The sequence below is a fragment of the Streptomyces sp. NPDC029138 genome, from assembly GCF_055564375.1.
The window spans coordinates 24,488-49,996 of sequence record NZ_JBVHWM010000051.1 but is presented as its reverse complement, the minus strand read 5'-3'; the positions used below and the strand labels follow the sequence as shown (position 1 = coordinate 49,996).

Genomic DNA, 25,509 nt, shown 5'->3' with positions numbered 1-25,509 from the left:
GATTCCCTAAGGAATGACATGCAGATAGCACGCCGCCGCAGGCAGGCCGAGAAGAAGTACTACGACCTGCTGGGCAGACGTGTCAGCCGCCGGGCCACGCTGGTCACGGCATGCATCACCACGGCCGCCCTGGCCACCGGCACCGCCGTCGCCGAGACCCGCCAGTTCGGCACCGAACAGGTCGGCCAGGTCACCGACAAGGGCCAGGTCGTCTCCGCCGACCAGTACATCGCCCCGTACGGCGACCGCCTCGTCATCAACGACGGCAAGATCATGTCGTCGACGGTCAGCCCGGACGGCAGCCACCTCGCCGCCGCGGTCACCGACGGCGACGCCGCGCTGGTCGTCGTGGACCTCGCGAGCGGGCAGATCAAGCAGCGCGTCGGCACCAACGCCGCCGACGACCTGCGCATCAGCAGCGGCTCGGTCGGCCAGGAAGGCCCGACGTACTCACCCGACGGCAAGCAGCTGTGGCTGGGCCAGCTCGACGGCTACACCAAGTTCACGGTGAATGCGGACGGCACCCTCGCCAACCCGGTGACCGTCAAGATCCCCGCCGACGGCAGCAAGCAGGCCCTGGTCGCCGCGGCGGTGTTCTCCGCCGACGGTTCCACCGTGTACGGCGCGGTCAACGGCCAGAACCGGGTGGTCGCGATCGACGCGGCGACCGGGGCCGTCAAGCAGAGCTGGGCGGTGGGCAACGCCCCGCGCGGCATGGCCCGCGTCGGCGACAAGCTCTACGTGAGCAACGAGGGCGGCCGGCCCGCCAAGGCCGGCGACTCCACGCTCAACTCCTACGGCACCCAGGTGCCGGCCGACCCGAAGACCGGCGCCACCACCACCGGCACGGTCAGCGTCATCGACCTGGCCGACCCCTCCGCCGCCGTCGGCACCATCGACGTCGGCCTGCACCCGACCGCCGTGTACGCCCAGCGCGGCGCGGTGTTCGTCACCAACACCGCCGACAACAACGTGTCGGTCATCAACACCGCCAACGACAAGGTCGTACAGACCATCTCCACCCAGCCGTGGCCGGAGGCCTCGGTCGGCTACGAGCCCGACGCCGTCACCCTCACCGAGGACGGCCGCCTGCTGGTGACGCTCGGCCGCGCCAACGCCGTCGCCGTCTACCGCTACACCTCCCCGCAGGAGCCGGTCAGCTACGTCGGCCTCCTCCCGACGGACTACTTCCCCGCCGAGATCACCACCGTGGGCAAGAAGGTCGTCGTCTCCAACACCCGCGGCATCGACGCGCGCCGCCCCGACAGCGCCGGCCACGGCACCCACGACACGACCTCCAGCCTGACGCAGTTCACCCTGCCCAGCGACCGTGTCATCCGCTCCCAGACCGCCAAGGTCTTCCAGCAGAACGGCTGGAGCGCCGGCTCGGTCAAGCTGGCCAAGGACCACGGCCACGCCAAGCCGCAGCCGGTCCCGACGCGGATCGGCGACCCGTCGACGATCAAGCACGTCTTCCTGATCGTCAAGGAGAACCGCACCTACGACCAGGTCCTCGGCGACATCCCCAAGGGCAACGGCGACCCGGCGCTGACGCAGTTCGGTGAGAACGTCACACCCAACCAGCACGCGCTGGCCGAGCAGTTCGGGCTGTACGACAACACCTACGACATCGGCACCAACTCCGCCGAGGGCCACAACTGGCTCATGCAGGCCGACAACCCCGAGTACACCGAGTCCTCGGCCGGTGAGTACAAGCGCAGCTACGACACCGAGGACGACGCCCTCGGCCACCAGAAGACCGGCTTCCTGTGGACCGGCGCGCAATCGGCCGGCAAGTCGGTGCGGAACTTCGGCGAGTTCCAGCAGTTCCTGACCAAGCCGTCCGGCGCCAGCTGGCAGAACCTGTACTGCGACGCCAAGACCATGGACGCGACCGGCCAGAACACCGCCTACCCCCTGAACTCCTCCTCGCCGATCCCGTCGCTCAACAGCGTCTCGGTGCCCGGCTACCCGAAGTTCGACACCAGCGTCCCGGACCTGTACCGGTACGAGATCTGGAAGCAGGACTTCGAGAAGAACGGCCCGGCGAACCTGAACATGTTCTGGCTCTCCAGCGACCACACCGGTGGCCCGGCGAGCCCGGCCGCCCAGGTCGCCGACAACGACCTCGCCACCGGCAAGATCATCGACAAGATCTCGCACAGCAAGTACTGGAAGGACTCGGCGATCTTCGTCGTCGAGGACGACTCCCAGGCCGGCCTGGACCACGTCGACGGCCACCGCGCCCCGGTCCAGATCATCAGCCCCTGGGCCCAGCACGGCACCGTGGACAGCCGCTACTACTCGCAGATCACCATGGTCCGCACCATCGAGCAGATCCTCGGGATCCACCCGATGAACCAGAAGGACAGCGCGGCCACCCCCATGCGGGGCGTGTTCACCCGGCACCCCGACTACACGCCGTTCACCGCGCTGCCCAACCGCACCTCGCTGACCGACGGTGTGAAGACGCCGCCGTCCTGCGGCGTGGACACCCCCGCCGCCCAGGACCCCAAGGCCGCGGCCGTGCCGTCGGCGAAGGTGCCGGCGGACAAGAAGTCCCTCGCCGCCGAGTGGGACGCCTGGAAGTCCAAGCAGCACCTGACCGGCTCCCACGCCATCCCCGACTACGCCAACCCCGCCCAGATGAACCACCTCACCTGGTACCAGACCCACAACTGGACGCGTGCGTACCCCGGCGAGAAGAAGATCTACGCCCCGAACGACGTGCCCGGCGCGTACATCCCGTCGCCGGAGTCCGACGGCTGACAGTCCGGCGGCTGACACGCGCTGAACCGGCAAGGACCCCTGCCAGGCCGACCGCCTGGCAGGGGTCCTTCCCCTTACGGGGCCTTCCCTCAGAAGTCGTCCTGCGGGAGGTCCGGGAAGTCCTGGTCGAGACCGCTCGTGTCGAACTCGGCGTCACCCATCGGCGGCCCGCCGAGGAAGCCGTTCATGAGGTCGCCCAGGTCGAGCTTCGTGGCACCGGCCGGAGCGGTGGGCCTGGTGCCCTCGCCCACCCGCAGCGTCAGGCCCAGCTTCTTGACCTTGGCGCTGTCGGCCAGCTTGGCGAGGTCCACGTCCACCTGGGACAGCTCGCCGTTCTTGAGGGTGAAGTCCGCCGTCACCTTGGCGTTGGGCGCGTCCTTCAGGTCCTTGTCCGTCGGCAGCTCCATGCCCGGCGGCAGGTCCTTCGCCAGCGGCCGCAGCTCGCCGAACAGCTCGGTGACCAGCGTGCGGAAGGGGGCCGTCGCGGTGACGTGCTCGGTGCCGTCCCCGCCGCCGGCCGTCTTGAAGCGCACCTCACGGGCGACGACCTCGCGGAGCGCCTTCACCAGCTTCTTCTGCGTCTTGGCGTCGAGGGACGGCGCGGGCGCGGGACCGCCCTCGGCCTCCTGGCCCTCGGCGGCGGCCTTGTCCATCTCCTTGGTGCTGAACTTCACCCACTTGCCCTCCAGGACGTCCTTGAACGCCCCGGCCTCCGGGGGCAGGTCGTCAGCGGACGGCACGGGGCTGCCCGACATCCTGCCCATGGCGTCCATGTCGGCACGGATGTAGATGTAGTCGCCGATCATCCGGTACTCGGCGAGGTCGCCGTCCGGGGTGCTGACCTTCATGGCCGTCCCGACGAGGTCCTTCTCGCCGGACTCGGCGAGCGGCTTCTTCGACTCCACGGTCACAGTGATCTTCGCGTCGCTGATCAGCTCGGCGGCCTCGTCCGGGATCTCCTCGCCGGGCGCGGGGTCGGACTCGGCGTCCAGCGCCTTCAGGGACGCGGCGTCGGTGTCCACGTCGAGCTCGAAGGAGAGCCTGTTCTTCTCGCCGAGCTTCTCGAAGGCCCGGTCGAGCTTCTTGCCGGCGGACAGTTGCTCCACCGTTCCGCAGGCGGCGGAGCCCGCGAGGACGGCACCGACGACGGCGGTGGCGGTCAGGGTCTTACGTATGGCGTTGATGATGGTCTCCTCGTGGCTCCGATCACCATGTGATCGGTCAGTAGACTCACAACCCGCCCACAGGGTTGCCCTGGCCGTCTCAGAACCCGGCGACGGCCCGCACCCGAAGATCTGGTACAGGTGGGTGCTCACCGTCCGGGGCGAGACGAACAACCGCGCGGCGATCTCCTTGTTCGTCATGCCGGACGCCGCCGGCCGCGCGATCTCCAGTTCCAGGGGCGTCAGGGCCGCCGCGACGCCCCGGGCGTGGGGTGCGCGTGGCCTGTCCCGCCGCGTTCAGTTCCCGCTTCGCGCGGGCCGCCCACGGAGCGGCGCCCAGCTTCCGGAAGGCGGCGAGCGCCGGCTCGAGCCGGGCCCTCGCATCGGTCTTCGCACGGGAGCGGCGCAGCCGTTCGCCCCGCCCGTGTCCCGCAGGCCCTGGCGCAGGGGCCGGCCGTTGTGGCTCATGTCGGACCAGTGGTCGACGGCCCGGGCGGACACCGCGCTGGAGGGTGTCCTCGCCTGCGCGGACCCGACGACACCGACGCTTCGGCAGGCGGCCCGCGTAGGCTACACTCGATCTTGAGCTGGTCGCCCGAACACGCGGCGCCCGGTGATGCGTTGGTGGTCCAAGGAAAGACGTCCCGCTTCCTGCGGGGAGATGCAGGTGCTAGGCCTGCCCGGCGCTCGAACGGAAAGGTCCCCGGCCTCGAACAGGCCGGGGACCTTTCCCGTATCCGACGTCCCCCCGGTCCTGCGCCCGGCACCGGGCCTCCGGCCGCGTCGGCTTCCCCCACCTCCATGGCCCCGTGCGACACCACCAGAAGCCCTTTCACCGGGATTCGTCAGATCTCCGTCTCACCGGCGGTCTACTGTACGGACACGCCGCGTTGCCCACCGTGGTCACCCGAGGAGGATTCCTGTGTCGTCGCCCTGTGGCCCCGAGCACGCTCCCGCCGGCGATGTGGGCGTGGCGCTCATGATGATCGACTCCCGGCTCAAAGGCATCTACGACGGCAGAACCGGAACCGACCCCGAACAGCAGGCGCTGATCGACCACTTCACCGCCTCCCTCGGCCCCACCGGAGCCAATGACGTGCTGGACGGCGCGTGCACGCTCATCTTCATGTTCATGAAGTGGCTGCGGATGGCCTACGAGGAGCACGGCAAGGACGTCATCGCGTGCGTGGTGCCCAACCTCGTGGCCTCGATGCGCATGATGCCCAAGAGCGTCCGCCCCGAGACCATCCCGACCATGGCCGGCCTGCTCGTCGCCGCGGGCACGGACCTGAGCCCCAGCCTGTGGCGCAAACAGTACGGATACTGGACCAAGGCCGAGATGACTCCCCTGGAAGTCACCGCCTTCCTGCTCGCGGAACACATCAACCGCCTCACCGACGACCCCGACTTCGCCACCCGCCTGATCACCGAAGCCCTGTCCAGCGCGGACGAAGCCCGATGAGATCGTCCCCCTGCCACCGGCGACAACGGTGTGCCTGGGGAGGCAGCTTCCCGGGGGCCGGATCGGTGTGGCCTACCGCACGTCGACGTAGTCACCCGAGGAGCTGACGTCCGGGCTGATCCAGTTGCCCGGGTAGGTGAGGCGGTAGTAGCCGTCGTACGTCGCGGTGGTCGTCGTCTTGACGTGGCCGCCGTCGACCTGACTGGTGAACTTCAGCGTGGTGTAGGAGTTCGCCTTCTTCTCGCGGTATTGCAGCTTCGCGTGCGTGCCGGAGGAGAAGCCGTGGTACTTGCCGTCGTCCCAACTGGCGCGGGTGATCAGCCCGGTGACCGTGACGGTCCCGCCCTTCTTCACCGGCTCGGGCGCGGCGTCGGCGGTCAGCCTGGTGAAGCGCTGGAGCAGGAAGTCCTTGGCGCTGTCCCGCATCGCGAGCCCGATCTCGCTCGGGTCGTACGGGGCGTCAGGGTCCTGGCCGTTGAAGGCGATGGCGTGGATCCCGGTCTTCCACCCACCGGCCATCTCGTTGCGCAGTTCGGCCGGGTCGGCGGTGACGGTGGCCGTGCATGTCGCGAGGGTCGCGGGGGAGGTGGGGGAGTCCGTGCAGGTCGGTTCGGCGTCATCGAGGAGTGCGACCGCCTCGTCGGGCGTGCTTCAGCGTGAACGTGACGGTCGCCTTCTTCGCGGTGCTCGTGCCGACGACGATGTTCTTTCCGCCGTTGAGCCTGGTGTCGGAGAAGGTGACGTCCAGGGCGGAGGGAGTGCCCTTGGCGGCGCCGGTCGGGGCGGATGCCGTCGTGCCGAGCACGTCGACGAGATCGCCCGCTCCGCCGACCGGGGAACTGGTCGAAGCACCCTTGAAGTGGAAGCGGAAGTAGCCGTCGAGCGAGGCGAGGGTGGTGGCCTTCAGGTGGCCCTGGGAGTCCGCCCTGACGGACTTCAGCGCGGAGTAGGCGGTGGCGCCCTTCCTGCGGAACTGGAGTGTCACGTCCGGCGACTGGTAGCCGCCGTACTTCAGCGTTTCCCAGTCGGCGCGGGTGATGGTGCCCGTGACCGTGAGGGTCCTGCCCTTCTTCACCGGTTCCGGGGCGGCGTCGGTGGCGGTGAGCCTTGTGGCGCGCTGGAAGGAGAAGGAGCCGGCGTTGTCCTTCTGGATGTGGTTGCCGTCATGGGCGTCGACCCGCGCGTCCACGTACCAGATACCGGCGTTGGTGTTGGTGAGGTGGTCCGTCCTCGGGTCGATCGTCACCGAGGCGGTGCAGGTGGAGGTGGTGGCGTCGACCTGCGTGCAGGTGGGCTTGCCGGTCGACGCATGCCCGTTGCCGGGGCCGTGCAGGTCGAACGCGTCGGCACCCTTGATCCCCGAGTCGTCCGTGGCGGTCACGCTGACGTCGAAGGTGACCGCGGAGGTGCCGATGGCGACCATGTTGTCACCGTCCACGACCACCTTGCTGATCTGGGTGTCGCCCTCGCTGCCGGAGGCCTGTGCGGCCGGAACGGCGAGAGCGGACAGGGCCAGAGCGCCGCCCACGACGGCGCTTGAGGCACGGATGCGCATGTGTTGTCCCCACGTGTCGATCTGGGGAGTCGAACGACTCCGCAGAGGTGACACGAACAGGAAATGAAAAGTTGTACGACTGGTGAACTTCTCCCGCAGGAGTTGCTGACGATCGATCACAGGGCCGGGTGTGCACACCGCACGCGCCCAACTCACCGGAACCCGGCGGGACGCGGCCGTACGACGGCACGCCCGGCCGCTGCCGGCCGGCCATCACCATCGGGCACGTCATCAGCTCCGCCGAGCGCGTACGGGGCCGACTGACTAGAGTGGGCCGGGTGGGGCCCCGCGTCTGAGTACTGGTCACACGACTGGTGGCAGGTCGGAGAAGACGGCCCGGTCGTGCGGAACAGCGGTGATACACCGCTGTTCAACGGTTGAAGACAGCACTAACTCCGATACTCGAAGGAGGCGGAGTCATGGTGAGCGGTCTCAAGCGCCGCGGCGCCACAGCCGTCGCAGCGGCCCTGCTGGCAGCAGGAACCATCGTTGGACCGACCGCAGCGGAGGCGGCGCCTGCGCCGTCGTCCGGCACCGCGGCCCTCGCGCCCGGGAGTCCCGCCATCCTGCCGACGCAGGTCATCCTCGGCAAGAACGTGACCTTCGGCGGTGGTGTCCCGGTGGGCGGCTGGTACTCGCTGAGCGTCTACCCCAGCGGGTCCTACAGTTACTCCGGCCACATGCACGACTCCGGCGCGCCCAGCTACAACTTCGCGGGTGTGTGCGTCGTGCGCTTCTCCAACGGCACGGCCTTCGTGTTCGAAACGTCAGGCCGGATGCACGGGACTTTCGAGTCGGGGTCCCGTGACTACAACTGGAGCAGAAGCGCGTCACGGCAGTCCATCCGTGACGCCTGGCGGGCCTCGGGCGGCGGCTGGAGTGCGCGCTGCACCAACAGGGTGAACGCAGACATCGGCGCTCTGGTCGACTCGACGATCCAGGCGGTCGGACACGCCGCGAAGGTCATCGCGATCGTGGCCTGAGCCGAGTGAACGGTCACCACTGTCACTGATCAAACCCCGGGCCGGCCCGGCGATCCTCGCGGGACCGGCCCGGCCGACCGCCGCGCGGCCACCCCGGACGCGGCCCCGGTTCCCTGAGCAGATTCGCGACGATCAGCACAAGAGGGAGCAGCACCAACCCGTGGGTGGAGCGCCACTGCGGCCGTGTCAAGGCGAAGTTCCGCCCGAGGCGCATACGTCCACCGTGCCCCTTTCGCCCGCGAGGCACCGCAGGCGGAAGGAGTGTGGCCGGTCGGCCTCCTGTATCCACCCTGCGTAGCCCTCGAACGGTGAGTGACCGTGTCCGCCGCGGCCGAGGTCATGCCGAAAGGCTCCCCGCGAGGCGTCAGCGCAGGGCGACCTCGTCCGCATGGACGGCACGCATGGCACGCTCGACGGTCTCCCGATTCTCGCCGACCGGAGCCACGTAGTCGATGACGTCGCGTGCGGCCTCTTCACCGAGCGTCCGGGTGATCACCCAGGTGGCGAGGTACTGGGACGCCAGGCAACCACCCGCCGTGGCGATGTTGCCCTCGGCGTGGAACGGCGTGTCCAGCACGGTGACGCCGCAGGCTTCGACAAAGGGCCGGCTCTTCCTGTCCGTGCACGCCGGCATGCTCTCCAGCAACCCCAGTCGGGCGAGCACCAGCGCGCCGGAGCACTGCGCGCCGATCAGCTGTCGCGAAGGATCGAGCCGAAGCCGGGAGATCAGCTGATCGTCGGCGACCACGTCTCGCGTCTTCACACCACTGCCGATCAGTACGACGTCGGCCTCGGCCAGGAACTCCATGGGGCGCTGTCCTGTCACCTCGACGCCGTTCATCGACGTGACCACCGGCGTCGGCGTCGTGACGAAGGCTTCCAGGCCGTCCTTACGGCATCGGTTGATCAGCGCGGAAGCGATGAAACTGTCGAGCTCGTTGAACCCGTCGAAGGTGACCACGGCGACCTGCATCACAACCCCCTGAAGGAACGGCATCGACTCCGCAGTCTCCCCGGTGCGCCGGTCCGACACGAGAGCCAATCACCACCTGGTGGCATGCCCACCCCGCGAGGTCCCCGATGCGGAGTCCGGCCCCCGGTCGACGTTGGCCTGGTTGAAGGCCGTACCGGATCAGCCAGTCCGGGCAACTCCGGGCGGTCCTTGTACGGCAAGCCGCTGTCGAAGAACTTCCGGGCGCGGCGAGCGGTGACCCCCTTCGGCGTACGCCTACTCGTGTCGCGCGAGCACTTCCGTGTAGGCGCCCTCCGCCTTCCGGCCGGCGACCGTGCCGTCAGGGGCGAGAGCCAGGAAAGTGTCCGTGGTACCCGAGTGCAGAATCCGGCCACCGGCCAGGACCGTGACGTGATCCGCGTCCTCGGCCAGATCGGCGACGTCGTGCGTGGACATGAGCACGCTCACTTCACCGCTGAGGTCACGCAGGAGATCGCGGAAGATCCGGCGCTGCCGAGGGTCCATTCCGGCGGTCGGTTCGTCGAGCAGGAGGACGCGGGCACCGTGCACGAGGGCGGACGCCACACCGACTCGGCGCAGTTGTCCTCCGGACAGGGCGGTCGTCCTGACGTCGTTCTGCTCCGTCAGCTCCACGCGGGCCAGGACACGGCGTGCCGCCTTCCAGGCGTCACCGCGGCTCATGCCCTTCAACCAGCCCGCATAGGCAACGTATTCGCGCGCGGTCAGGCCGGACAGGGGAACGATGTCCTGCGGCATCCGGGCGACGTTCCGCCGGAACTCCTTCGACGTACTGGGAATGCCGCCGAACACGACCCTGCCGCTGTCGGGACGCACCACGGATGCGGCTACTTTGAGCAGGGTGGACTTTCCGGCGCCGTTGGGGCCCAGCAGGATCGTGAGCCCCGACGGCAACCGGTAGCCGAAGTCGCTGAGCACCGTTCTTTTGCGCCGTGTGATGCCGTGGCTGTAGCCGTAGGTGCAGGAGATCAGCTCAAGGGTCATGGGGAGTTCCTCGCGTATCGGATCTGAACGGTGACTCCGGCACCGAACATCAGTAGGGCCCCGGCCGCGGCGTGCGGCGCGCTGAGAGGTTCCGGAAGGACGGTCCAGGGATAGGCGTCGTTGCCGGGCCGGAAACCGCAGAGGCAGACCGTAAGGATCCAGGCAGTGGGCAGCAGTACACCGGGCCGGCCGAACAGCGCACGCGCGATCAGCATCAGCCCGATCAGGAACAGCGTGTTCCTTCCGACCGCCCCGGTCACCGGGTCTGCCCAGGCCGCGCCTGCCACCGCACTCGTGATCGTCGCGACGAGGGCTACGGCGACCACCAGAGCGCCGTCCAGGTACCGCACCGGGCGCACGGCCGTGCTCTCGGCGGCGGGCAGGCGTGTGTCCAGGCACAGCGCCAGGCCGGACACCAGAGGAACCGGAATGAAAAGCGCGAGCACCACCTGGGTCGCTCCGCCCGTGAGGGAGGGAAGTGCCACCGAATCGCCCTGGAACACTGCCAGGAGCAGCACGAAGAGAGCCAGAGAGGCCGGCAGAACAGTGTGGGCGCGGTGCGCCTTCACCCACCACATCATGCGTTCCGCCGGCAGCCGGCGAGGAGAGTCTGGCGGTACCACTTCCCCTGTTCGTGAGGCTCGGATGCCAGGACTCGGCGCACGGTCCGGCGAATCTCCTTCTCTGCCGCGAAGGTTGGCCCCTTTCTTCTCATGTGGGCGTTGTAGGCGGCCTCTTCGCCCGTCACGGTGGCCGCCCACAGCATGACCTCGTTGCCGTGCACGGAATCGACCCTCAGACAGGGGAACCGCACGGCGGCCTGGACGATCCGGTAGCGCAGCTCACCTTGCCGTACGCCGCTGGTGACGCCCACCCGCCAGGTGTCCGCCGTCGACGACAGCGGATACCGTCCGTCGCCGAGGCGGTCGACTATCAGATCCGGTGTTCCCCTGAACCCCGCGGCGTGCAGATCGGCCAGGACCGATGTCGCCTCTTTTCTGACAGCGGCGACGTGAGCCGGACTGGCTTTTGGCACGCAGACCCTCGGCGCCTCTCCGGCGCAGTCCATGGGTGCCTGGCCGGTCAACAGGGGCGGGTTCGCCTCCCATCCCCGTACCGCCTGGACAGCGAACACGGGGCAGGTGACGGCCACCGCAGCGGCGAGCACCCCGCGAACCGGCCAGGGCCGAAGCGGCAGCCACAGCAGGGCGACTCCCAACGCGATCCCCCCGGTGAGCAGCAGGTGCGGCAGCAGGGAACTGTAGGTGGCGGCTTCACCGAACATCAGAGTCGTGGGGTACTGACCCGACACGTGCCGCATCCAGAAGGCGTCGGTCGACCATGAGAAGGCGACGAGCACCCAGACCAGTACGGCCATCAACGGAGCGGCTATGACCGGTGGCGCGACGAGACCGACACCGAACCCGATCACCGCGTGCGCCACACACAGCAGCATCGCCATCACCAAGGGGCCGAGACTGGCCGGAGAGGGAACAACACCCGCGCTTCCCAGAGCGAGAGCGACCGGCAGAACCAGCATGATCCATGCCGATGTCAGGGCGGGAGCGATGCCGTCCCACGCCACCCGGTAACGAGAGCGGACCGGGCCCATCGCCCAGATTCCGGCCCTCCTCAGGTGGGCGCTTTCCCATACCCCCAGAGCGGAAGCGAAGGCGTACGCCGCCGCGTACATAGTGCCCAGAGCGGACGAGACCAGCGTCGGCGAATATCCGAACGCCTCCCGTGACACCCCGCTCCCGTAATAGTAGAAAATCGACAGCAGTACGGCGATGGGGGCCGCCCATTTCGCGCTGCTGCCGAACAGTATGGTTCGTATGCGCACAAGATTCTTTCTGGGGGATGACGAGGGGTGCGTCGACGCGAAGCACCCCTCACTTCATGTATGTGCTACCTGTGGCTAATCGGCCTGGGTGGTGTCGATCGCGACCACTCTCACGTTCAGAAGGCCACCGTCGGTGTCCTGTAGGCGGAAGTAGTAGCCGTCGAGAGGAAGCCCTGTCCACTCTCCGGCGCTGACGGCCTCGTCACCGTTGAAGCAATTCGTGAAGGTCTTGGTGCCGTGATTAGTGTCGGGTGAAAGAGCGTTATCCTCCCAGAGGGCGACCTTTACCCACTTCCCCGTGGCATTCTGCTGCGTGCAGTCCTTGAAGCGAACCTCGCTGTAGCTCTCATCTTCCCAGCGGCTCGACTCGAATCCGGCACCAGCACTTGTGATATAGCTCTGCCAGTTCGCAGACGCGCTGGGTGCCAGGGCGAGAAGAAGTGCGGAAGCCATGCCGGCGGTGGTGGCTATTCGATGTACATTGAACATGAGGTCCCCTCCTGATGCAGCACAAAGCGTGCACACCATGGCCGGGGTGCACGGCATACTTTGGCAACGATCAAGTAAACGGTATGGGGTTGATGATCATACGTCAATCACAAGTTGTTTACCGTTTGCAGGAACGCGAAAACGGACTTTCAGGACTTCCTGATTCGCATACGCCCGTAATGCCCTGGACGAGTCGCTTGTGCAGGCAGGCTACTCCAGCGAGTCCGAGAATGGCCAGGCATTTACCGGGCGTACGCCTTGTCGGCTTGCCAGTGGCCCGTAGGCACCGCCGACGACGGACAGCTGGCACTGGTCGCGATCGCCGCAGCGCCCCGGACGCGGTCCTGATGGACCCGAGGATGCCCCGGAGGGACGGTATCGAGGCCACCCGCGTCATCACCGCCCAATACCCGGACACGCACGTCGTCGTGCTCACCGTCTACAGCAACGACGAGTCCGGCGATGTCGCCGAGCGCACCGGAGCCGGGGCCGCCCTTGGACCGGCACCGGTAGCGGCCGCTGAACAGGTCAGTCACCCCAGTTCCCCACGGACGACCTGGTCGCGGATCGCGGCCACAACTCCGCCATGACGCGGGCGCCTTCGAGTGATCCGGCGAGCGGGTCCTCGCGCCTTTCCAGAGGCCGGTGACGGGGTGCCCCGAGCGGGTCGGTCGGGCGACAGGTGCTCACGCCTGCTTCGCGTCGAGGACGGTTGGCCGGACGTCCCAGGGCGGAGTCACGACGTGACCCTTGGAGCTGTCCGGGACATGTCCGGGACAGGCCGGGCCCGGGTCGAACGTGGCGTTCCGCCCTACGGTCCTTGGCCATGGACACCACACGGAGAACAATCCTGCGCGGAATGGCGGCGGCCCCGGTGGCAGCGGCGGTGGGCGGCCTGGCCGTCCCCGGCGAGGCCGCGGCGGCGGAACGGTACAGGCTCACGGGACGCGCCGCTCCCACGTGGGGGTCGGCGTACAGCTACCGGAGAGCCGTCAACGGCCTCAGCTCCTTACTCGGCGGGCCGGTCTCCCTCGGCGAGGTCCTGACGAGGACCCCGGCCCTGAAGGCGGACCGAGTCACCCGGTGGCCGGAGGACCAGGACGACGGGACCAAGCCCCGGCCCGACAAGGAACCGGAAGAACTGCTGTACGCGTTCCGCTGGGCGAATGCCGACTTCGTCGACAAGAACTGGCGGCCCCAGGGCATCACCACCAACTACGACGCGAACGGCTCGGCGCCCGCGACGCTGCTGGTGTCCTGGTACGGCAGGCTCGCCGCCAAGAGACAGGGCGCGCGGATCAGCGTCGTCAACTGGAACGCCGCGGGCGACCCGACGTGCCAGCACGTGCTGCTCGTGGAGCCGTACGGGCTCCGCGACGACGGGGGAGAGCGGTACGACTTCCGCGAGTCGGACCTGCACGCGGGCGGCATCGCCTGGTACGGCAACAAGCTGTACGTCGCGGACAGCACGGTCGGGACGACCGGCTTACGGGTCTAAGACCTCGACCGGATCTTCAAGGTGACCAAGGGCCCCGGGCTCGGCCGCCAGGCGGACGGTACGTTTCACGCGCACGAGTACGACTACGTCCTGCCTCAGTGCTACCCCTACGACGCCACCGGCAGCGCGACGCGAGGGTTCACGTTCTCGCAGGTCTCGCTGGACCGCACGAGGCGTCGGCCCGCGCTGCTGGTGAGCGAGTACCGGGCGGGCGGGAGCTGCCGGCTGGCGCGATGGGAACTCAGGAGCGAGAACAGTGGCTACCTGAACAGCACCCGATCCTCCTGGCAAGCCGCCGCGAACCGAGAAGTCCGGGTGCAGGGCGCGGTCAGGGCGGCCAACGGCAGGTACTACTTCTCGTCGAGCCGCGGTACGAAGCAGCCGGGACAGCTCAGGTCGTGGCGAGAGGGGGCGGCCAGGGGAAGGCGCGAGTCGTACCTCAACATCGGCTGCGAAGACCTGAGTTACAGCCGGATCAACGGCCGGGCTGCACTGTGGACCCTTGGCGAATACGCGAACGACCACGAGAGCGACAGCCCTGTTGACCTCGACCGCAGGGCTCCGTTCAGCCGCTATGTGTACGTCGTGAAGCCGTAGGAGGTGCCGGCTCGTCCTCTTCTCTCCTCCCATCGACCTTGGACACGACCGACTTCCTGCGCGCCGCGTCCCCTGGTGGTCAGCGCGCGGCCGTGGAAGTCAGGGCGCGCGGCCGCAGCGTCGGCTGGGAGGAGTCCGGTCGCGCCAGACGGCCAGGGCACGGGGCGAGCCGGACACACTGTGCCGCGACCGTCCCCGCCGCCGCTGAATGCACAGCGGTGAGATCCGGTGTTGTGCCGCGCGGCGCCAGCCGCGGCGTCGAGGTGATGTCCACGCTCGTGGGCCTGTACGCCGAGCGGCGCGATCTCCACGCGGCGGAGCGCCTTGCTCAGCAGGCCATTGACACGGCCGGCCGGTTGAACGACCGCCGAGCCGTCGGCGCGGCGTACTGGAACGCGGGCCTTGTCGCCCACCGCAACGGCCACTACGAGGAGGCCGCGCCGCTGGTGGAGCGCGCGTTGGCCATGTACGCGGAAGGCGACAACGAACGCGCCGTCGCACGTCTTCAGACCGCTTACGCGGCCGTACGTCCTCAAGGACCGAGCCAACGCGGACCTGAACCTTGGGGACTTGAAGGGCGTCGAGGTCTGTGGGCGTATCGGCAAAACCTGATGAAATCGGGGCACAGGCATCTTCCCGTTGCGGAGACAATGCCGGATCGACCACGGCATTGACATTTCCGTATCGCGGTCAGCGGCAGGCAGGGAACTCCGGCGTTATTTGGAAGATGGTCAAAGCATTTCGTCTTGACTGGCTCTTGTCAATGCGCTGAGTCATGGACGGGTTCGCGGGGCGGTCCGGGATGGCGGCGCCGCCGGAAAACCCTGCGGTTCCGGTGGGCCGCGGCCCGTAAGATGCCCGCATGGCTAAGGCACCTGTTCTCACTCCCCAGGCGGAGGATTTCCCGCGCTGGTACCAGGATCTGCTCAACAAGGCAGAGCTGGCCGACAACGGTCCTGTGCGCGGCACCATGGTCATCAGGCCCTATGGCTTCAGCCTCTGGGAGCACATGCAGCAGGAGATGGACGCCCGGATCAAGCGAGCCGGCGCCCAGAACGCCTACTTCCCCATGTTCATCCCGCAGTCGTACCTGACGCGGGAGGCGGAACACGTCGAGGGCTTCGCTCCCGAGCTGGCGGTGGTCACACACGGCGGCGGCAAGCAGTTGGAGGAGCCGGTCGTCGTCCGGCCCACGTCCGAGACCATCGTCAACGAGTACTTCTCCAAGTGGATCCAGAGCTACCGGGACCTCCCGTTGCTCATCAACCAGTGGGCGAACGTGGTCCGCTGGGAGAAGCGGCCGAGGGCCTTCCTGCGTACCACCGAGTTCCTCTGGCAGGAAGGGCACACCGCCCACGCCACCTACGAGGAGGCGCGCGACTACGCTGCGATGATCCAGCGCGACGTCTACCAGAGCTTCCTGGAAGACGTGCTCGCCATCTCCGCACTGCCCGGGCGGAAGACTCCGAGCGAGCGGTTCGCCGGAGCCGTCAACACCCTGACGCTCGAAGGCATGATGGGTGACGGCAAGGCGCTTCAGCTCACCACCAGCCATGAGCTGGGTCAGAACTTCGCCAAGGCGTTCAACACCGATTATCTGACGGACGCCGGCGGTCGTGAGCACGTCTGGCAGACGTCATGGGGCAGCACCACCAGGCTGGTCGGTGGCCTCATCATGGTGCACGGAGACGACAACGGCATGCGGGTGCCCCCACGCCTCGCCCCCCTCCAGATCGTCGTCATGGCGGTCAAGGACGACGAGACCACTGTGGCCAGGGTGCGGGAGATCGGCAGGGAGCTGGAGGCCGCCGGAGTGCGCGTCCAGACGGACGACCGCGTCGACGTGGCCTTCGGGCGCCGTGCCGTGGACTGGGAGCTCAAGGGCGTGCCGCTGCGCCTGGAGATCGGACCTCGCGATCTCGCGGCCGGCACCGGCATGCTGGTCCGCCGGATCGCCGGCGGCAAGTCCCCGATCGCGTTGAACACGCTGGTCTCCGAGGTGCCGAAGCTTCTCGAAGAGGACCAGGCGCTGTTGCTGCGTCAGTCCCAGGAGCGCCGCGAGTCCCGCACCGTGGACGTCAACTCCCTCGACGAAGCGGTGGAGGTGGCGGCTGACGGATGGGCCCGGATGCCGTGGGTCAAGCTCGGCCCCGAAGGCGAGACCGCTCTCGGCGAGCGGGGCGTCACCGTCAGGTGCCTCATCGCGGAGGATGGTTCGGTCCCGGCCTCGGACGACGCTCCCGGCACCCTCGCCGTCATGGCCCGCGCCTACTGACCGCCCGGTTCCGGTACACGCCGCAGCGGCTGCCACGGACGGAAGTCCCCTGCACCACCTGCACGGAGGTGTCCGCTCGCCACCGTGGTGATCACCCGCCTGGAACCCGCGTCGCGCCGTCCTGTGCTCCTTACCGACGGAGGGCTTCTCGCATGACCACTTCGTTCGTCCGCCCGGAACCGCCGTACTACGCAGTGATCATCACCACCCGGCCGACTGCGGATCTCGAAGGCTACGCGGCGATGAGCGAGCGCATGGCCGAACTCGGTGAAGCGCAGCCCGGCTATCTCGGCCGCGAGTCGCTGACGGACGAGGACGGCCGGGACCTCGTCGTCATCTACTACGCGGACGAGGCATCGATAGCGGCATGGAAGGCCCAGCCCGAACACCTGGAAGCGCAGCGGCTCGGACGTGAACGCTGGTACTCCTCGTACAGCGTGGAAGTCGCGCGGGTGGAACGCGCCTACACCTTCAGCCGCGACTGAGGGAGGGAATCCCGGGGAGGGATCCCCTCCCTCGCCTCCGCTGTCAATCGGGGTGATTTCTAGTTGGCTTCCGGTTCGGCGTACGTGAAGTCGTACGGGGCCCAGTCGGTGACCCGGCGGTACCCGAGGCGCTGGTAGAGGGCGTTGCTGGTGGGATTGGCCGCGTTCGTGTACAGCACGACCTCCGTGGCGCCCGCGGCGAGCGCGGCCCGGCTCACCTCGGCGGTCACGGCAGCCGCGTAGCCGCGGCCGCGGAGAGGGGCCGGGGTGTAGACGGGGTCCACCCGGACCATCCCGGCGACCAGTGGGTTCACGCCCGCCATGGAGACGGGGGTGCCGTCCGGGGTCTCCCAGAAGGTGTAGCGCTTCTCGGCGAAGCGGGTGCCGGCCCAGGAGTCGGCGTCGATGGTGACGGTCTCCCCGAGGTCCACGGCGAGTTCACGGCACCAGCGCATGAGGTGCTCGTGGTCCTGCTCGCCCACGATCCGGCCGTGGCCCTCCGGGTACGGCTCGGGCGGGGTGAGCGTGTCGAGGCGGTACAGGTGCATCCGCACGCGGAGTGCGGGCGTCGCGCCGGTGTGCCGCTGCCAGGCCTCGGCGAACGCGGTGGCGGTGTCGTGGTCCGCGGTGACGCCGGAGAGCGTGTGGCCGAGACCGGTCAGACGGGCGGCGAGGGCGTCGGCCCGCTCGGGGGAGAGCGGGGTGAGGGTCAGTCGGCGGGTCGGAGGGCGGTAGAAGATCGCCTGGGTCTCGCCCTCCGACTCCAGCCGGCCGAAGAGGACGCTTCCGGGGTCGTACGTACCCGGACGGGTTCGCCACTTCTCCATCACGGTGAGCGGCGTGTTGTGCAGCACGGGCCGCGAGCGGAGGAAGTCTCCGGCCTGGGTGAGAAAGTCATCGATGTCTTCGGTGAGGTGCCAGGCATCCGAGCGCATGCTTCATGATCCCGCATGCACGCCAAGCCTGGGAGCCGATTCCCGAAGAGCGCAGGCGATGCCGGTGAAGGTGAGGAAGTGTTCCCTCGCGGGCGACCCGGTGCCGAACGCCGCGTGCCGATAACGATCGCCGCAGGTGGGCGCGGGACCGGCGCTAGGCTCGACTTCCCGGACTCTCACGAAACCAGTGGGCGCGGCCGTGCCCCGGAGCAGATCTGATAGCCGAGGGAGGAACCTCGGCCGAGGAGACCCTCGGCGCGAGAGCGCCGAACTGGAGCGCCTCGATCGGACCGCAAGTGAACGGGAGCGCCTCGATCGGACCGCAAGTGAACTGGAGACGGCCGGGCCGACCGAGGTGGAGCGGTTGCGCATTCGTCAGGAGGCGTGGTGGCAGGCCTCGTATCGAGGCTGTGGGAGGCCGCTCTCCTCCTCCGGGAACTCCTCGGCAACGGGCTGGGACCTCATCGCTTCCCGTGCGCCGTTCTGACCCGCTCAACCGCCGAGGCCAGGCCAGTCGCCACGATGGAGGCGAGGTGACGCGCTTCCTTCCTGGAGCCGACCGAGTTGTACAGGCCGCCGGCGTCAACGGTTCCGCCGGCCTTCGCCGACTGAGTGTCCCGGAAATCGGGGAACACGCTGCACGGCCGCGGACATTCGGGAATCCTAGGTGGCCGTGACCGAAAATTTGAGCGAAACAACTCCGGACAGTGAGGTCAGGGCACTTCTCCGGGTCCTGGACGGACAGCGGCGCCACGTCCTAGGCATCCTCGACGGGCTGGACGCGAAGGATCTGCGCCGGCCCGTGCTGCCATCCGGATGGCACTGCCTGGGACTGGTTCAGCACCTCGCGCTGGATGTGGAGCGGTTCTGGTTTCGCGCCGTCGTCGCCGGGGACGAGGAGGTCATCCGCGGTCTGACGAGCGGTGACGAAGCGTGGAGGGTGGCCCCGGAGGTGTCGGCCATCGACGTGCTCGACCGATACCGGCAGGAGACAGAACTCGCCGATGCCGTGATCACCGGTACACCTGCCGACGCCGCGTTGGCCTGGTGGCCCCACGACCTGTTCGGTGAACCACACCTGCACACCCTGCGCGACGTCCTGCTGCACGTCATCACCGAGACCGCCTGCCACGCCGGCCACCTCGACGCAGCCCGAGAGCTCATCGACGGCCGCCGCTGGCTGGTCCTGACCTAGCACTGCGGCCGACTTCGCGATCCTCGCGCCGATTCCGCCTGCGAAACAACAATGGCCGCCGCGTGACTCATCAAGGGTTGTGTGGACTCATGCAGATCGCTCGGCGGCCGCGAGCTGTGGCAGGGGCCCCGGCCGCCGGCACGTGCTGTTCGACCAAGCCACGGCCCGGATCGCCGGCCGCTTCCGCAGGGTGGAGTCCCGAGCCATACAGCGACTGCTGCGAAGTGCCCGCTGGGGCACACCCAGGTCGGCGTTCTTCTCGCCTACGGCTCCAGCAAGGTGCGGGCACTGATCGACCGCCGGTCCGGCGCCCACGGCCCGCTGCCGCTCCGCTGCCCGGACCCTCCCTCGGCGTGGCGTCGCCCGTGCCAGGCCGGACCCACCCCGGAGACGAGTTCAGCGATCACCCCGGCCGGCGTAGCGGTGAGGTCCGGCCTTTCACGGACGTCCAGTCGACAGAATTCGAGTTGGCTGCTGAGCGTCAACCGATCCCGGTGCGGCTCAGTTGGCCACGTCCATGCGTTGTGTGCCGATGACCGACAGCAGCCGCAGCGCCTGCTCGGAGGGCGATCCCGGTGCCGCGGTGTAGATCACGACCTGCTGGTCCCGGTCGGTGACGTCGAGGACGTCACAGTTGACGGTGACCGGACCGACCAGTGGGTGCTGAAAGGTCTTGCAGAGGGTGGGCTCGGCGCACACGTCGTGGGAGGTCCAGAGCCGGGTGAACTCCTCGCTGCCGGCGAGAAGGTCACCCACCAGCTCGTTCATCTCGGGATCGTCGGGATAACGGGCGGCGGCGGCGCGCAGGCGCTGCGCCGAGTTGCGGGCGAAGGCGTCCGCGTCCGACACCCCGTACAACCGCCTCCCTTGCGGGTGCGGCCCGAGGAACACACGGCGCACCAGGTTGCGGTCACGCCGCGGCAGGGCTGAGAAGTCCTCCATCAGGGCGGCCGCCAGATCGTTCCAGGCGAGCACCTCGAACATCGCGGACGTCACCATCGCGGCGGCCTGGGGCAGTCGGCGCAGCAGATCGACAATGCTCGTGCGCACCTCGCGCGAGGGGCCACGCGGCGGGCCCAGCGGTGCGCCGGCGAGGTGGTGGAGATGGGTGCGCTCGGCGTCCGACAGGCGCAGGGCCCGTGCCAGCTGGGCCAGCACCTCACGTGACGGGCGCGGGCCGCGGGACTGTTCCAGCCGCGTGTAGTACTCGGTCGAGATGAACGCCAGCTGCGCCACCTCCTCGCGGCGCAACCCCGGGGTGCGGCGGCGCGGCCCGGTGGGCAGGCCCACGTCGGCCGGGGCGATCCGCTCACGCCGGCTGCGCAGGAAGGCCGCCAGTTCTCGTCTGTCCACACCCACAGTGTGCGCCGGGGCCGCGACACCGATCCAGGTACCGACGGTGCCTGGATCGGCGTCGCGAACGGTCGCAGGCTCGCTGCCATGGACAACACACCCATCACCGACCCCTCCGCTCCCACCGCCGGGGGCCTGCTGGCCGGCAAGGTCGCCTTCATCACCGGTGCCGGACGCGGTATCGGCGCCGCCGCGGCGCGACTGTTCGCCCGGGAGGGCGCCCGTGTTCTGCTCGCAGCCCGGACAGAGGCACAGTTGAAGGCGGTGACCGAGGAAGTCCGGGCGGCGGGCGGCGCGGCGGACTACGTGGTTTGCGATCTGGCCGACGCGGTCAGCGTGCGCGCCGCCGTCGACCGGACCGTGGACCTGTACGGCCGGCTCGACGTCGCGTTCAACAACGGCGCGACGATCCAGACCCCGGGCCCTATGGATCAGCTGTCGGACACTGACTTCGACCACCTCTACACCGTGAACCTCAAGAGCGTCTGGCTGGCCATGGTCGCCCAGATCGCCGCCATCCGCGCCACCGCCGGGACGGGCGCCATCGTCAACAACTCGTCCGTCGGCAGCCTGAGGGGCAACCCCGAACTCCCCGCGTACGGCGCCATGAAGCGAGCCGTCAACAGCCTCACCGAATCAGCCGCGGTCACCTACGGCCCCGAAGGCATCCGCGTCAACGCCATCGCCCCTGGCCACACAGCTACCGAGATGATCCGCACCTGGGAGGCGGACTCGCCCGGTCTCGTCGAGCGGCTCAAGGCACTCACCCCACTGCGCCGCGCGGCCGACCCCGAGGAAATCGCCCAGGCCGCCGCCTGGCTGCTCAGCGACCGCTCCTCCTACGTGACCGGCACGATCCTGCGAGTCGACGGCGGCGCCCGAGCCTGAGCCGACGACGCCACCGCACCCTCGTCAGCCCTGACTCCGACGCTCGAAGGCGTTCTTCTACGGCTAACAAGATGACCGCGTCCTGGCCGTCCGTCCCGGCGCACCGCGCGCCGCCCGCTTGCCCCGCGGGTGGGCGGCCACGCCCAGCGAACCGGTCGACCACGCCCGCATCGGTCGCCGCGTCGTGCGCCGCCGCGCGAAGGGCATGGCTACGCCGGCGCCCTACGCGCAAGCCCAGAAAGTCGCGGAAGCGCACCCGGGAGATCCGAGAGCAGAGCCGGGCCACCGGCACGCGGTACACCGAGGCGATGCGGACGAACGACCGCACCCGAGCCGGCGGCCAGCAGTTGCCGCCGCGACTCACCCCACCCGTACGCTGCTGTTGCCCCTGTTCCAGGAAGCCTTGGTCGGCTGTACGAACTGGACGGGCTGCTGCTGAGCCTCCGAAGGGACATGGTCCTGGACCATGAGGGGGTGCTGATGGGTTACCGGGGCAGCGGGGCTGTGCCGATCCCCGGCGCGCCGATCGAGGACGTCGAAGAGGCGTACTGGCGGGTGCGCGACGCGATGCCCGAGGGGACGGAGGAGTTCGCGGACGGGATGGTGGAGGAGCACCCGCCCCACGCCCAACGTGCTGCTGCTAATCGGGCCCGACGGTGGGAAGGTGGTGTACCTGACCACCATTGAGGTGGCCGTAGCGGACCTCGCGCTGCTCGCCGAATTCGCCGACGCACTCGACCGCGCGGCCGGCCCCCGTCCCGGCGCGGAGTTCGAGGCCGCTCACGGACGAGCCACCGTCGCCCGCTGGGTGCGGCAGGCGCTTTCGCCGGTACTGCAGTCTCCCTTCGAGGGCCCGCGCGGTGCCGCCGACCACGAGACGCTGTCCAACGTGCTCCGGTACGCCGAGGGCTGGGAGAGCTTCGAGGTGGACCAGGACGAGGAGCAGGCGGCCGACCGCGTGTTGGTGAGCATGATGCGCGCGGCAGGGTGGGTCTGACGGGTCGCCCATGCCGGGGCAGTCGTGAAGTCCTCCCCGCCGGGCCCGGCGGGGAGGACTGCCGTCCGTTCGTCGGCGCCGCGCCGAGCTGGACTTCGGGCTCGCCGGCATCGCGGGCGGCTCCGGCCCCTGCCGCGCCGTCTCCGATTCGGCTGCCGGGCTGTCTGGTTCCGGGCCGGGCACCCGCCCGGGAGTTCTACGGTGCTCCGATGAGCAACGAGGTGCCCCCCGAACGAATTTCAGTGACCGGGACCGCGACCCGCGATCAGTGTGCAGAACGTACCCGGCCAAGGGTCTCACGCTTGGCAACGGCGCTGTGTGAACGTGACGGCACCCGCCGATGCCGCGGTGATGAGGCCGATGGCCAGCCACTGGAGCGTTGAGAGCTGTTCGTGGAGAAGCAGGAGGCCGGCAAGGCCAGCCGCGACGGGCTCCAGACTTTGCAACACGCCTACCACTCGAACCGGCAACCGGCGAAGTGCGGTCAGCTCCAGGGAGTAGGGCAGGGCCGCTGACAAGAGGGCCACCAGGAGCCCGACCTTCAGGGCGTGGGGTTGCACCAGTCGGTCGCCGCTCTGGCCCACCGCGAAGGGCAGCGTCAGAAGCGCCGCCCAGAGCACAGCCAGCGCCAACGGTTGGCCTCCGGACATGCGGGCGCCGGCTCCCTGACTCAGTAATAGATATCCGCCCATAGACACCGCCGATGCCAGGGCGAAGGCCAGACCTGTCATGGATAGGGGGTCCGAGGAGGATGATCCGGGGAGCATGAAGCATGCGATCCCCGTCGCCGCAAGCAGGCCCCAGACGGCGTCACGCGCACGGTGAGAGGTCACCAGGGACACTGCCAGCGGACCTGTCAGCTGAATCGTCATGGCTACGCCCAGTGGCATGCGCTCCAGTGCCAGGTAGACGAGGTTCATACCGGCGATCGCCGTGCCGAAGGCGAGGATCAGCAGGCGACTGTGTCGGTCAGCGGGCAGACGACGCGGGCGCCACAGCATCAGGAGGAGTCCAGCAGCGAGCAACAGCCGCAGTCCGACAGCTCCCATGGGACCCCCGACGGTGCCGATCAGTTGCTTGCCGAGCGCCTGGCCGGTTTGAACGCTGATGACGCTGCCCAGTACCAGGAACGGTGCCGGGAGGGGAGGACGGCGTCGGCGGCCTGCCGCGGTGATCTCCTGCTCAGCAGTCGGTTTCCCAGGCAGGGAACGTGTCCTGCTCACACCTGATGCCCCTTCGCGTCGGCGAACACGCCGCAATGCGTGCCTGAAGTCTGATCGGGTCCCGCGACGACCAGCCGTGGCATGGATGCCCGGATGGGCTTGTGCCATACCCGCAGCAGACCGCGGACGCAGCGCGTGTACAGATGGTTCCGTCGGAGACGGAATGGCGGCGGGAGATCACGTCTTCGGACGGCCCCACAGGCCAGCCGCACGCAGGGCACGCCGATTCTGGTGACAGCGGCAGCTCAGGCCCTGAATCTGTCGCCGTCCGCCGTCTCGCAACAGCTCAGGCAACTTGCGCGTCAGGCCGGCCAGAGCCTGGTCGCGGACGGATTGAGGGCGCTCAGGGCGCGGGCGGCGCAGGAAGCCCTGGCGCGCCCGCGTTGAGCAGGGGCTACTGGGCCGAGAGGTTGTCCATGCCCGCCATGTCGGCCGCTGAGGGGTACGCGCCGCTCGCGTCGTGTGTCTCCTGTCCTGTGAGGGCTGGTGTGAAGACGCATACGTTGCGTACTTCCGTGAGCGCCCGGAAGGTGTGCGGGTCGTGACGGTCGAGGACGTAGAGGGTCCCGGGGCCCAGCCGGTGGACTTCCTTCGTCTCCTCGTTGATCAACTCGGCTTGACCGGAGACGCAGTAGACGGCTTCGATGTGGTTCACGTAGTGCATGTAGGTCTCGGTGCCCGCCTCCATGACGGTGTCATGGAGGGAGTAGCCGACTCCGTCGGCGGCCAGGAGGAGGCGCCGGCTGCGCCATCCCGGCCCGCTGACGTCCCGGTCGGTTCCGTCGACGTTCTCGAGTGATGTCACTAGCAATGTTCCTCCTGATGCTGCTGAAGGCGGGGGCTGGTCACTGGGACGCTGCGTGCCGCGGCACGATGTGGAACTCCCGGTCGGCCAGATAGTGAGGCCGCTCTTTCGGTGCGTAATAGGGCGCCCTGAGTTTGTTCTCGATGCTGTTGTAGACGATGAATATGTTGGACCGCGGGAAAGGCGTTATGTTTCCGTTCGACCCGTGCAGTATGTTGCAGTCGAACAAAACGCCCGATCCGGCGAGGCCGGTCACCTGCCTTATACCTTTCTCTCGGGCCATGCTCGTCAGTATCTCGTGGTCGACCGTTCCGATGGTGAGGCGCGCGGTCTTCAGGGAGGTCCGGTGATTTTCTGCGGGTGTCTCGCCGATTGACGGAACGAACGTCTTGTGGGATCCGGGGATCACCATGAGGGGCCCGTTGAACTCGTAGTTCTCGGTGAGTGAGATGGAGATGCTGAAAGCCCGCGGCAGCGGCATCCCATCCTCTGCATGCCACGTCTCGAAGTCGGAATGCCAGTCAAACTCCGCTCCTCCGAATGCCGGCTTGTAATTGACTCGGCTCTGGTGGATGTAAACGTCCGATCCGAGGATTTGGCGCGCCATGTCGGCCAGGCGGGGTGAGCGGATGATATCCGCAAACACCTCACTGACTTGGTGCGCCCGAAATATGGACCGGATGTCCTGTGAATGCGGCTCCCGGATCATCAACTCCGAGGCGAGCAGGTCCTGGGCGTGCTTGAGGCGGTCCAGTTCTTCGTGGCAGCGTCGTACCTGGTCCGCGGTGAGGAGCGAGTCGACTTGGAGGAAGCCGTTCTGCTCGTAGAAGGCGAGGTTTTCGCTGCTGAGAGGCCCGTCCTGCGTGCCCCAGACGACTGGTTCCTCCCGCTGCCGTGAGGGAATCTTCTCCGGTACCCGAGTGAGATACCTGTCCACGGCAGGTGCCTGGATCGAGGTCATGGTGTCCTCCTGATGGGGATTCCGGTGTTTCGGTGTCGTCGGTGCGGTATCCGCCCCG

General features: G+C 68.4%; 26 protein-coding genes. 13 read left to right on the top strand and 13 right to left on the bottom strand.

Annotated elements, in window-relative coordinates; translation table 11 throughout:
* Nucleotides 1-18 precede the first annotated feature (18 nt).
* The gene (locus ACZ4WH_RS31100; RefSeq protein WP_468187076.1) at nucleotides 19-2,769 is read left to right on the top strand and encodes an alkaline phosphatase family protein; all 2,751 of its coding nucleotides are present in this window, start codon (nucleotides 19-21) and stop codon (nucleotides 2,767-2,769) included.
* Between the two features lie 89 nt (nucleotides 2,770-2,858).
* On the opposite strand, the gene ACZ4WH_RS31095 is transcribed toward ACZ4WH_RS31100, so the two are convergent.
* Complete coding sequence (locus ACZ4WH_RS31095; RefSeq protein ID WP_468187136.1) at nucleotides 2,859-3,875, bottom strand: hypothetical protein; 1,017 nt, start codon at nucleotides 3,873-3,875, stop codon at nucleotides 2,859-2,861.
* Nucleotides 3,876-4,854: 979 nt separating this feature from the next.
* Between ACZ4WH_RS31095 and ACZ4WH_RS31090 the strand changes: the two genes are divergently transcribed.
* Nucleotides 4,855-5,394, top strand: a complete 540-nt coding sequence (locus ACZ4WH_RS31090) for a hypothetical protein (protein ID WP_468187073.1) — start codon at nucleotides 4,855-4,857, stop codon at nucleotides 5,392-5,394.
* A 72-nt stretch (nucleotides 5,395-5,466) separates the two neighbouring features.
* On the opposite strand, the gene ACZ4WH_RS31085 is transcribed toward ACZ4WH_RS31090, so the two are convergent.
* On the bottom strand, nucleotides 5,467-5,913 hold the full coding sequence (locus ACZ4WH_RS31085; protein WP_468187070.1) for a hypothetical protein: 447 nt from the start codon (nucleotides 5,911-5,913) through the stop codon (nucleotides 5,467-5,469).
* Between the two features lie 97 nt (nucleotides 5,914-6,010).
* Entirely contained in the window at nucleotides 6,011-6,949 is a 939-nt protein-coding gene (locus tag ACZ4WH_RS31080) for a calcium-binding protein (protein WP_468187068.1), read from the bottom strand.
* Between the two features lie 419 nt (nucleotides 6,950-7,368).
* On the opposite strand from ACZ4WH_RS31080, the gene ACZ4WH_RS31075 reads away from it, so the two are divergent.
* Nucleotides 7,369-7,932, top strand: a complete 564-nt coding sequence (locus tag ACZ4WH_RS31075; RefSeq protein WP_468187065.1) for a hypothetical protein — start codon at nucleotides 7,369-7,371, stop codon at nucleotides 7,930-7,932.
* Between the two features lie 364 nt (nucleotides 7,933-8,296).
* Here ACZ4WH_RS31075 and ACZ4WH_RS31070 read toward each other — a convergent pair whose 3' ends face one another.
* The 5 genes from ACZ4WH_RS31070 to ACZ4WH_RS31050 form a co-directional block, all read right to left on the bottom strand.
* Complete coding sequence (locus ACZ4WH_RS31070; RefSeq protein ID WP_468187134.1) at nucleotides 8,297-8,905, bottom strand: DJ-1/PfpI family protein; 609 nt, start codon at nucleotides 8,903-8,905, stop codon at nucleotides 8,297-8,299.
* Between the two features lie 255 nt (nucleotides 8,906-9,160).
* Entirely contained in the window at nucleotides 9,161-9,907 is a 747-nt protein-coding gene (locus ACZ4WH_RS31065) for an ATP-binding cassette domain-containing protein (protein ID WP_468187062.1), read from the bottom strand.
* Nucleotides 9,904-10,485 (bottom strand): hypothetical protein, encoded by a 582-nt coding sequence (locus tag ACZ4WH_RS31060; protein WP_468187132.1) that lies wholly within the window; start codon nucleotides 10,483-10,485, stop codon nucleotides 9,904-9,906. The genes ACZ4WH_RS31065 and ACZ4WH_RS31060 overlap by 4 nt, the downstream gene beginning before the upstream one ends.
* On the bottom strand, nucleotides 10,485-11,750 hold the full coding sequence (locus tag ACZ4WH_RS31055; RefSeq protein ID WP_468187059.1) for a DUF7224 domain-containing protein: 1,266 nt from the start codon (nucleotides 11,748-11,750) through the stop codon (nucleotides 10,485-10,487). The genes ACZ4WH_RS31060 and ACZ4WH_RS31055 overlap by 1 nt, the downstream gene beginning before the upstream one ends.
* Nucleotides 11,751-11,825: 75 nt before the next feature.
* Nucleotides 11,826-12,239, bottom strand: a complete 414-nt coding sequence (locus ACZ4WH_RS31050) for a hypothetical protein (protein WP_468187056.1) — start codon at nucleotides 12,237-12,239, stop codon at nucleotides 11,826-11,828.
* A 14-nt stretch (nucleotides 12,240-12,253) separates the two neighbouring features.
* Here ACZ4WH_RS31050 and ACZ4WH_RS31045 point away from each other — a divergent pair, with 14 nt between their 5' ends.
* The 6 genes from ACZ4WH_RS31045 (at nucleotide 12,254) to ACZ4WH_RS31020 (ending at nucleotide 17,094) form a co-directional block, all read left to right on the top strand.
* Complete coding sequence (locus ACZ4WH_RS31045; RefSeq protein WP_468187053.1) at nucleotides 12,254-12,829, top strand: response regulator; 576 nt, start codon at nucleotides 12,254-12,256, stop codon at nucleotides 12,827-12,829.
* A gap of 236 nt (nucleotides 12,830-13,065) precedes the next feature.
* The gene (locus ACZ4WH_RS31040; RefSeq protein WP_468187051.1) at nucleotides 13,066-13,737 is read left to right on the top strand and encodes a hypothetical protein; all 672 of its coding nucleotides are present in this window, start codon (nucleotides 13,066-13,068) and stop codon (nucleotides 13,735-13,737) included.
* Nucleotides 13,738-13,758: 21 nt separating this feature from the next.
* The gene (locus tag ACZ4WH_RS31035) at nucleotides 13,759-14,334 is read left to right on the top strand and encodes a hypothetical protein (protein ID WP_468187048.1); all 576 of its coding nucleotides are present in this window, start codon (nucleotides 13,759-13,761) and stop codon (nucleotides 14,332-14,334) included.
* Between the two features lie 266 nt (nucleotides 14,335-14,600).
* Nucleotides 14,601-15,008 (top strand): tetratricopeptide repeat protein, encoded by a 408-nt coding sequence (locus tag ACZ4WH_RS31030; RefSeq protein WP_468187045.1) that lies wholly within the window; start codon nucleotides 14,601-14,603, stop codon nucleotides 15,006-15,008.
* A gap of 188 nt (nucleotides 15,009-15,196) precedes the next feature.
* The gene (proS, locus tag ACZ4WH_RS31025; RefSeq protein ID WP_468187042.1) at nucleotides 15,197-16,609 is read left to right on the top strand and encodes a proline--tRNA ligase; all 1,413 of its coding nucleotides are present in this window, start codon (nucleotides 15,197-15,199) and stop codon (nucleotides 16,607-16,609) included.
* 152 nt (nucleotides 16,610-16,761) lie between these two features.
* Nucleotides 16,762-17,094, top strand: a complete 333-nt coding sequence (locus ACZ4WH_RS31020) for an antibiotic biosynthesis monooxygenase family protein (protein WP_468187039.1) — start codon at nucleotides 16,762-16,764, stop codon at nucleotides 17,092-17,094.
* Nucleotides 17,095-17,153: 59 nt separating this feature from the next.
* On the opposite strand, the gene ACZ4WH_RS31015 is transcribed toward ACZ4WH_RS31020, so the two are convergent.
* Entirely contained in the window at nucleotides 17,154-18,029 is an 876-nt protein-coding gene (locus ACZ4WH_RS31015; RefSeq protein ID WP_468187036.1) for a GNAT family N-acetyltransferase, read from the bottom strand.
* 667 nt (nucleotides 18,030-18,696) lie between these two features.
* On the opposite strand from ACZ4WH_RS31015, the gene ACZ4WH_RS31010 reads away from it, so the two are divergent.
* On the top strand, nucleotides 18,697-19,224 hold the full coding sequence (locus ACZ4WH_RS31010; RefSeq protein WP_468187033.1) for a DinB family protein: 528 nt from the start codon (nucleotides 18,697-18,699) through the stop codon (nucleotides 19,222-19,224).
* 501 nt (nucleotides 19,225-19,725) lie between these two features.
* Here ACZ4WH_RS31010 and ACZ4WH_RS31005 read toward each other — a convergent pair.
* Nucleotides 19,726-20,577, bottom strand: coding sequence for a helix-turn-helix transcriptional regulator (locus ACZ4WH_RS31005; protein WP_468187032.1), 852 nt, complete (start codon nucleotides 20,575-20,577; stop codon nucleotides 19,726-19,728).
* An 87-nt stretch (nucleotides 20,578-20,664) separates the two neighbouring features.
* Here ACZ4WH_RS31005 and ACZ4WH_RS31000 point away from each other — a divergent pair, with 87 nt between their 5' ends.
* Together ACZ4WH_RS31000 and ACZ4WH_RS30995 are read left to right on the top strand one after the other, a co-directional pair.
* On the top strand, nucleotides 20,665-21,465 hold the full coding sequence (locus tag ACZ4WH_RS31000; protein WP_468187029.1) for an SDR family NAD(P)-dependent oxidoreductase: 801 nt from the start codon (nucleotides 20,665-20,667) through the stop codon (nucleotides 21,463-21,465).
* Nucleotides 21,466-22,129: 664 nt separating this feature from the next.
* On the top strand, nucleotides 22,130-22,462 hold the full coding sequence (locus ACZ4WH_RS30995; protein WP_468187026.1) for a hypothetical protein: 333 nt from the start codon (nucleotides 22,130-22,132) through the stop codon (nucleotides 22,460-22,462).
* Nucleotides 22,463-22,758: 296 nt separating this feature from the next.
* Here ACZ4WH_RS30995 and ACZ4WH_RS30990 read toward each other — a convergent pair whose 3' ends face one another.
* Entirely contained in the window at nucleotides 22,759-23,685 is a 927-nt protein-coding gene (locus tag ACZ4WH_RS30990; protein ID WP_468187024.1) for an EamA family transporter, read from the bottom strand.
* An 81-nt stretch (nucleotides 23,686-23,766) separates the two neighbouring features.
* Between ACZ4WH_RS30990 and ACZ4WH_RS30985 the strand changes: the two genes are divergently transcribed.
* Nucleotides 23,767-24,072 (top strand): LysR family transcriptional regulator, encoded by a 306-nt coding sequence (locus ACZ4WH_RS30985; RefSeq protein ID WP_468187021.1) that lies wholly within the window; start codon nucleotides 23,767-23,769, stop codon nucleotides 24,070-24,072.
* A 7-nt stretch (nucleotides 24,073-24,079) separates the two neighbouring features.
* Here ACZ4WH_RS30985 and ACZ4WH_RS30980 read toward each other — a convergent pair whose 3' ends face one another.
* Both ACZ4WH_RS30980 and thpD read right to left on the bottom strand, forming a co-directional pair.
* Nucleotides 24,080-24,490: an ectoine synthase gene (locus tag ACZ4WH_RS30980; protein ID WP_468187018.1), complete on the bottom strand. Its 411-nt coding sequence runs from the start codon at nucleotides 24,488-24,490 to the stop codon at nucleotides 24,080-24,082.
* Nucleotides 24,491-24,530: 40 nt separating this feature from the next.
* Nucleotides 24,531-25,451, bottom strand: coding sequence for an ectoine hydroxylase (gene thpD, locus ACZ4WH_RS30975; RefSeq protein WP_468187015.1), 921 nt, complete (start codon nucleotides 25,449-25,451; stop codon nucleotides 24,531-24,533).
* Nucleotides 25,452-25,509 lie beyond the last annotated feature (58 nt).

Excerpts from the sequence above, each read along its gene's own strand:
- ACZ4WH_RS31100 (WP_468187076.1), top strand. The coding sequence starts at position 19 with ATGCAGATAGCACGCCGCCGCAGGCAGGCCGAGAAGAAGTACTACGAC.
- ACZ4WH_RS31085 (WP_468187070.1), bottom strand. The coding sequence starts at position 5,913 with ATGGCCGGTGGGTGGAAGACCGGGATCCACGCCATCGCCTTCAACGGC.
- ACZ4WH_RS31080 (WP_468187068.1), bottom strand. The coding sequence starts at position 6,949 with ATGCGCATCCGTGCCTCAAGCGCCGTCGTGGGCGGCGCTCTGGCCCTG.
- ACZ4WH_RS31075 (WP_468187065.1), top strand. The coding sequence starts at position 7,369 with ATGGTGAGCGGTCTCAAGCGCCGCGGCGCCACAGCCGTCGCAGCGGCC.
- ACZ4WH_RS31070 (WP_468187134.1), bottom strand. The coding sequence starts at position 8,905 with ATGCAGGTCGCCGTGGTCACCTTCGACGGGTTCAACGAGCTCGACAGT.
- ACZ4WH_RS31065 (WP_468187062.1), bottom strand. The coding sequence starts at position 9,907 with ATGACCCTTGAGCTGATCTCCTGCACCTACGGCTACAGCCACGGCATC.
- ACZ4WH_RS31060 (WP_468187132.1), bottom strand. The coding sequence starts at position 10,485 with ATGTGGTGGGTGAAGGCGCACCGCGCCCACACTGTTCTGCCGGCCTCT.
- ACZ4WH_RS31050 (WP_468187056.1), bottom strand. The coding sequence starts at position 12,239 with ATGTTCAATGTACATCGAATAGCCACCACCGCCGGCATGGCTTCCGCA.
- ACZ4WH_RS31045 (WP_468187053.1), top strand. The coding sequence starts at position 12,254 with ATGCAGCACAAAGCGTGCACACCATGGCCGGGGTGCACGGCATACTTT.
- ACZ4WH_RS31040 (WP_468187051.1), top strand. The coding sequence starts at position 13,066 with ATGGACACCACACGGAGAACAATCCTGCGCGGAATGGCGGCGGCCCCG.
- ACZ4WH_RS31030 (WP_468187045.1), top strand. The coding sequence starts at position 14,601 with ATGTCCACGCTCGTGGGCCTGTACGCCGAGCGGCGCGATCTCCACGCG.
- proS (WP_468187042.1), top strand. The coding sequence starts at position 15,197 with ATGGCTAAGGCACCTGTTCTCACTCCCCAGGCGGAGGATTTCCCGCGC.
- ACZ4WH_RS31020 (WP_468187039.1), top strand. The coding sequence starts at position 16,762 with ATGACCACTTCGTTCGTCCGCCCGGAACCGCCGTACTACGCAGTGATC.
- ACZ4WH_RS31015 (WP_468187036.1), bottom strand. The coding sequence starts at position 18,029 with ATGCGCTCGGATGCCTGGCACCTCACCGAAGACATCGATGACTTTCTC.
- ACZ4WH_RS31000 (WP_468187029.1), top strand. The coding sequence starts at position 20,665 with ATGGACAACACACCCATCACCGACCCCTCCGCTCCCACCGCCGGGGGC.
- ACZ4WH_RS30985 (WP_468187021.1), top strand. The coding sequence starts at position 23,767 with ATGGATGCCCGGATGGGCTTGTGCCATACCCGCAGCAGACCGCGGACG.
- thpD (WP_468187015.1), bottom strand. The coding sequence starts at position 25,451 with ATGACCTCGATCCAGGCACCTGCCGTGGACAGGTATCTCACTCGGGTA.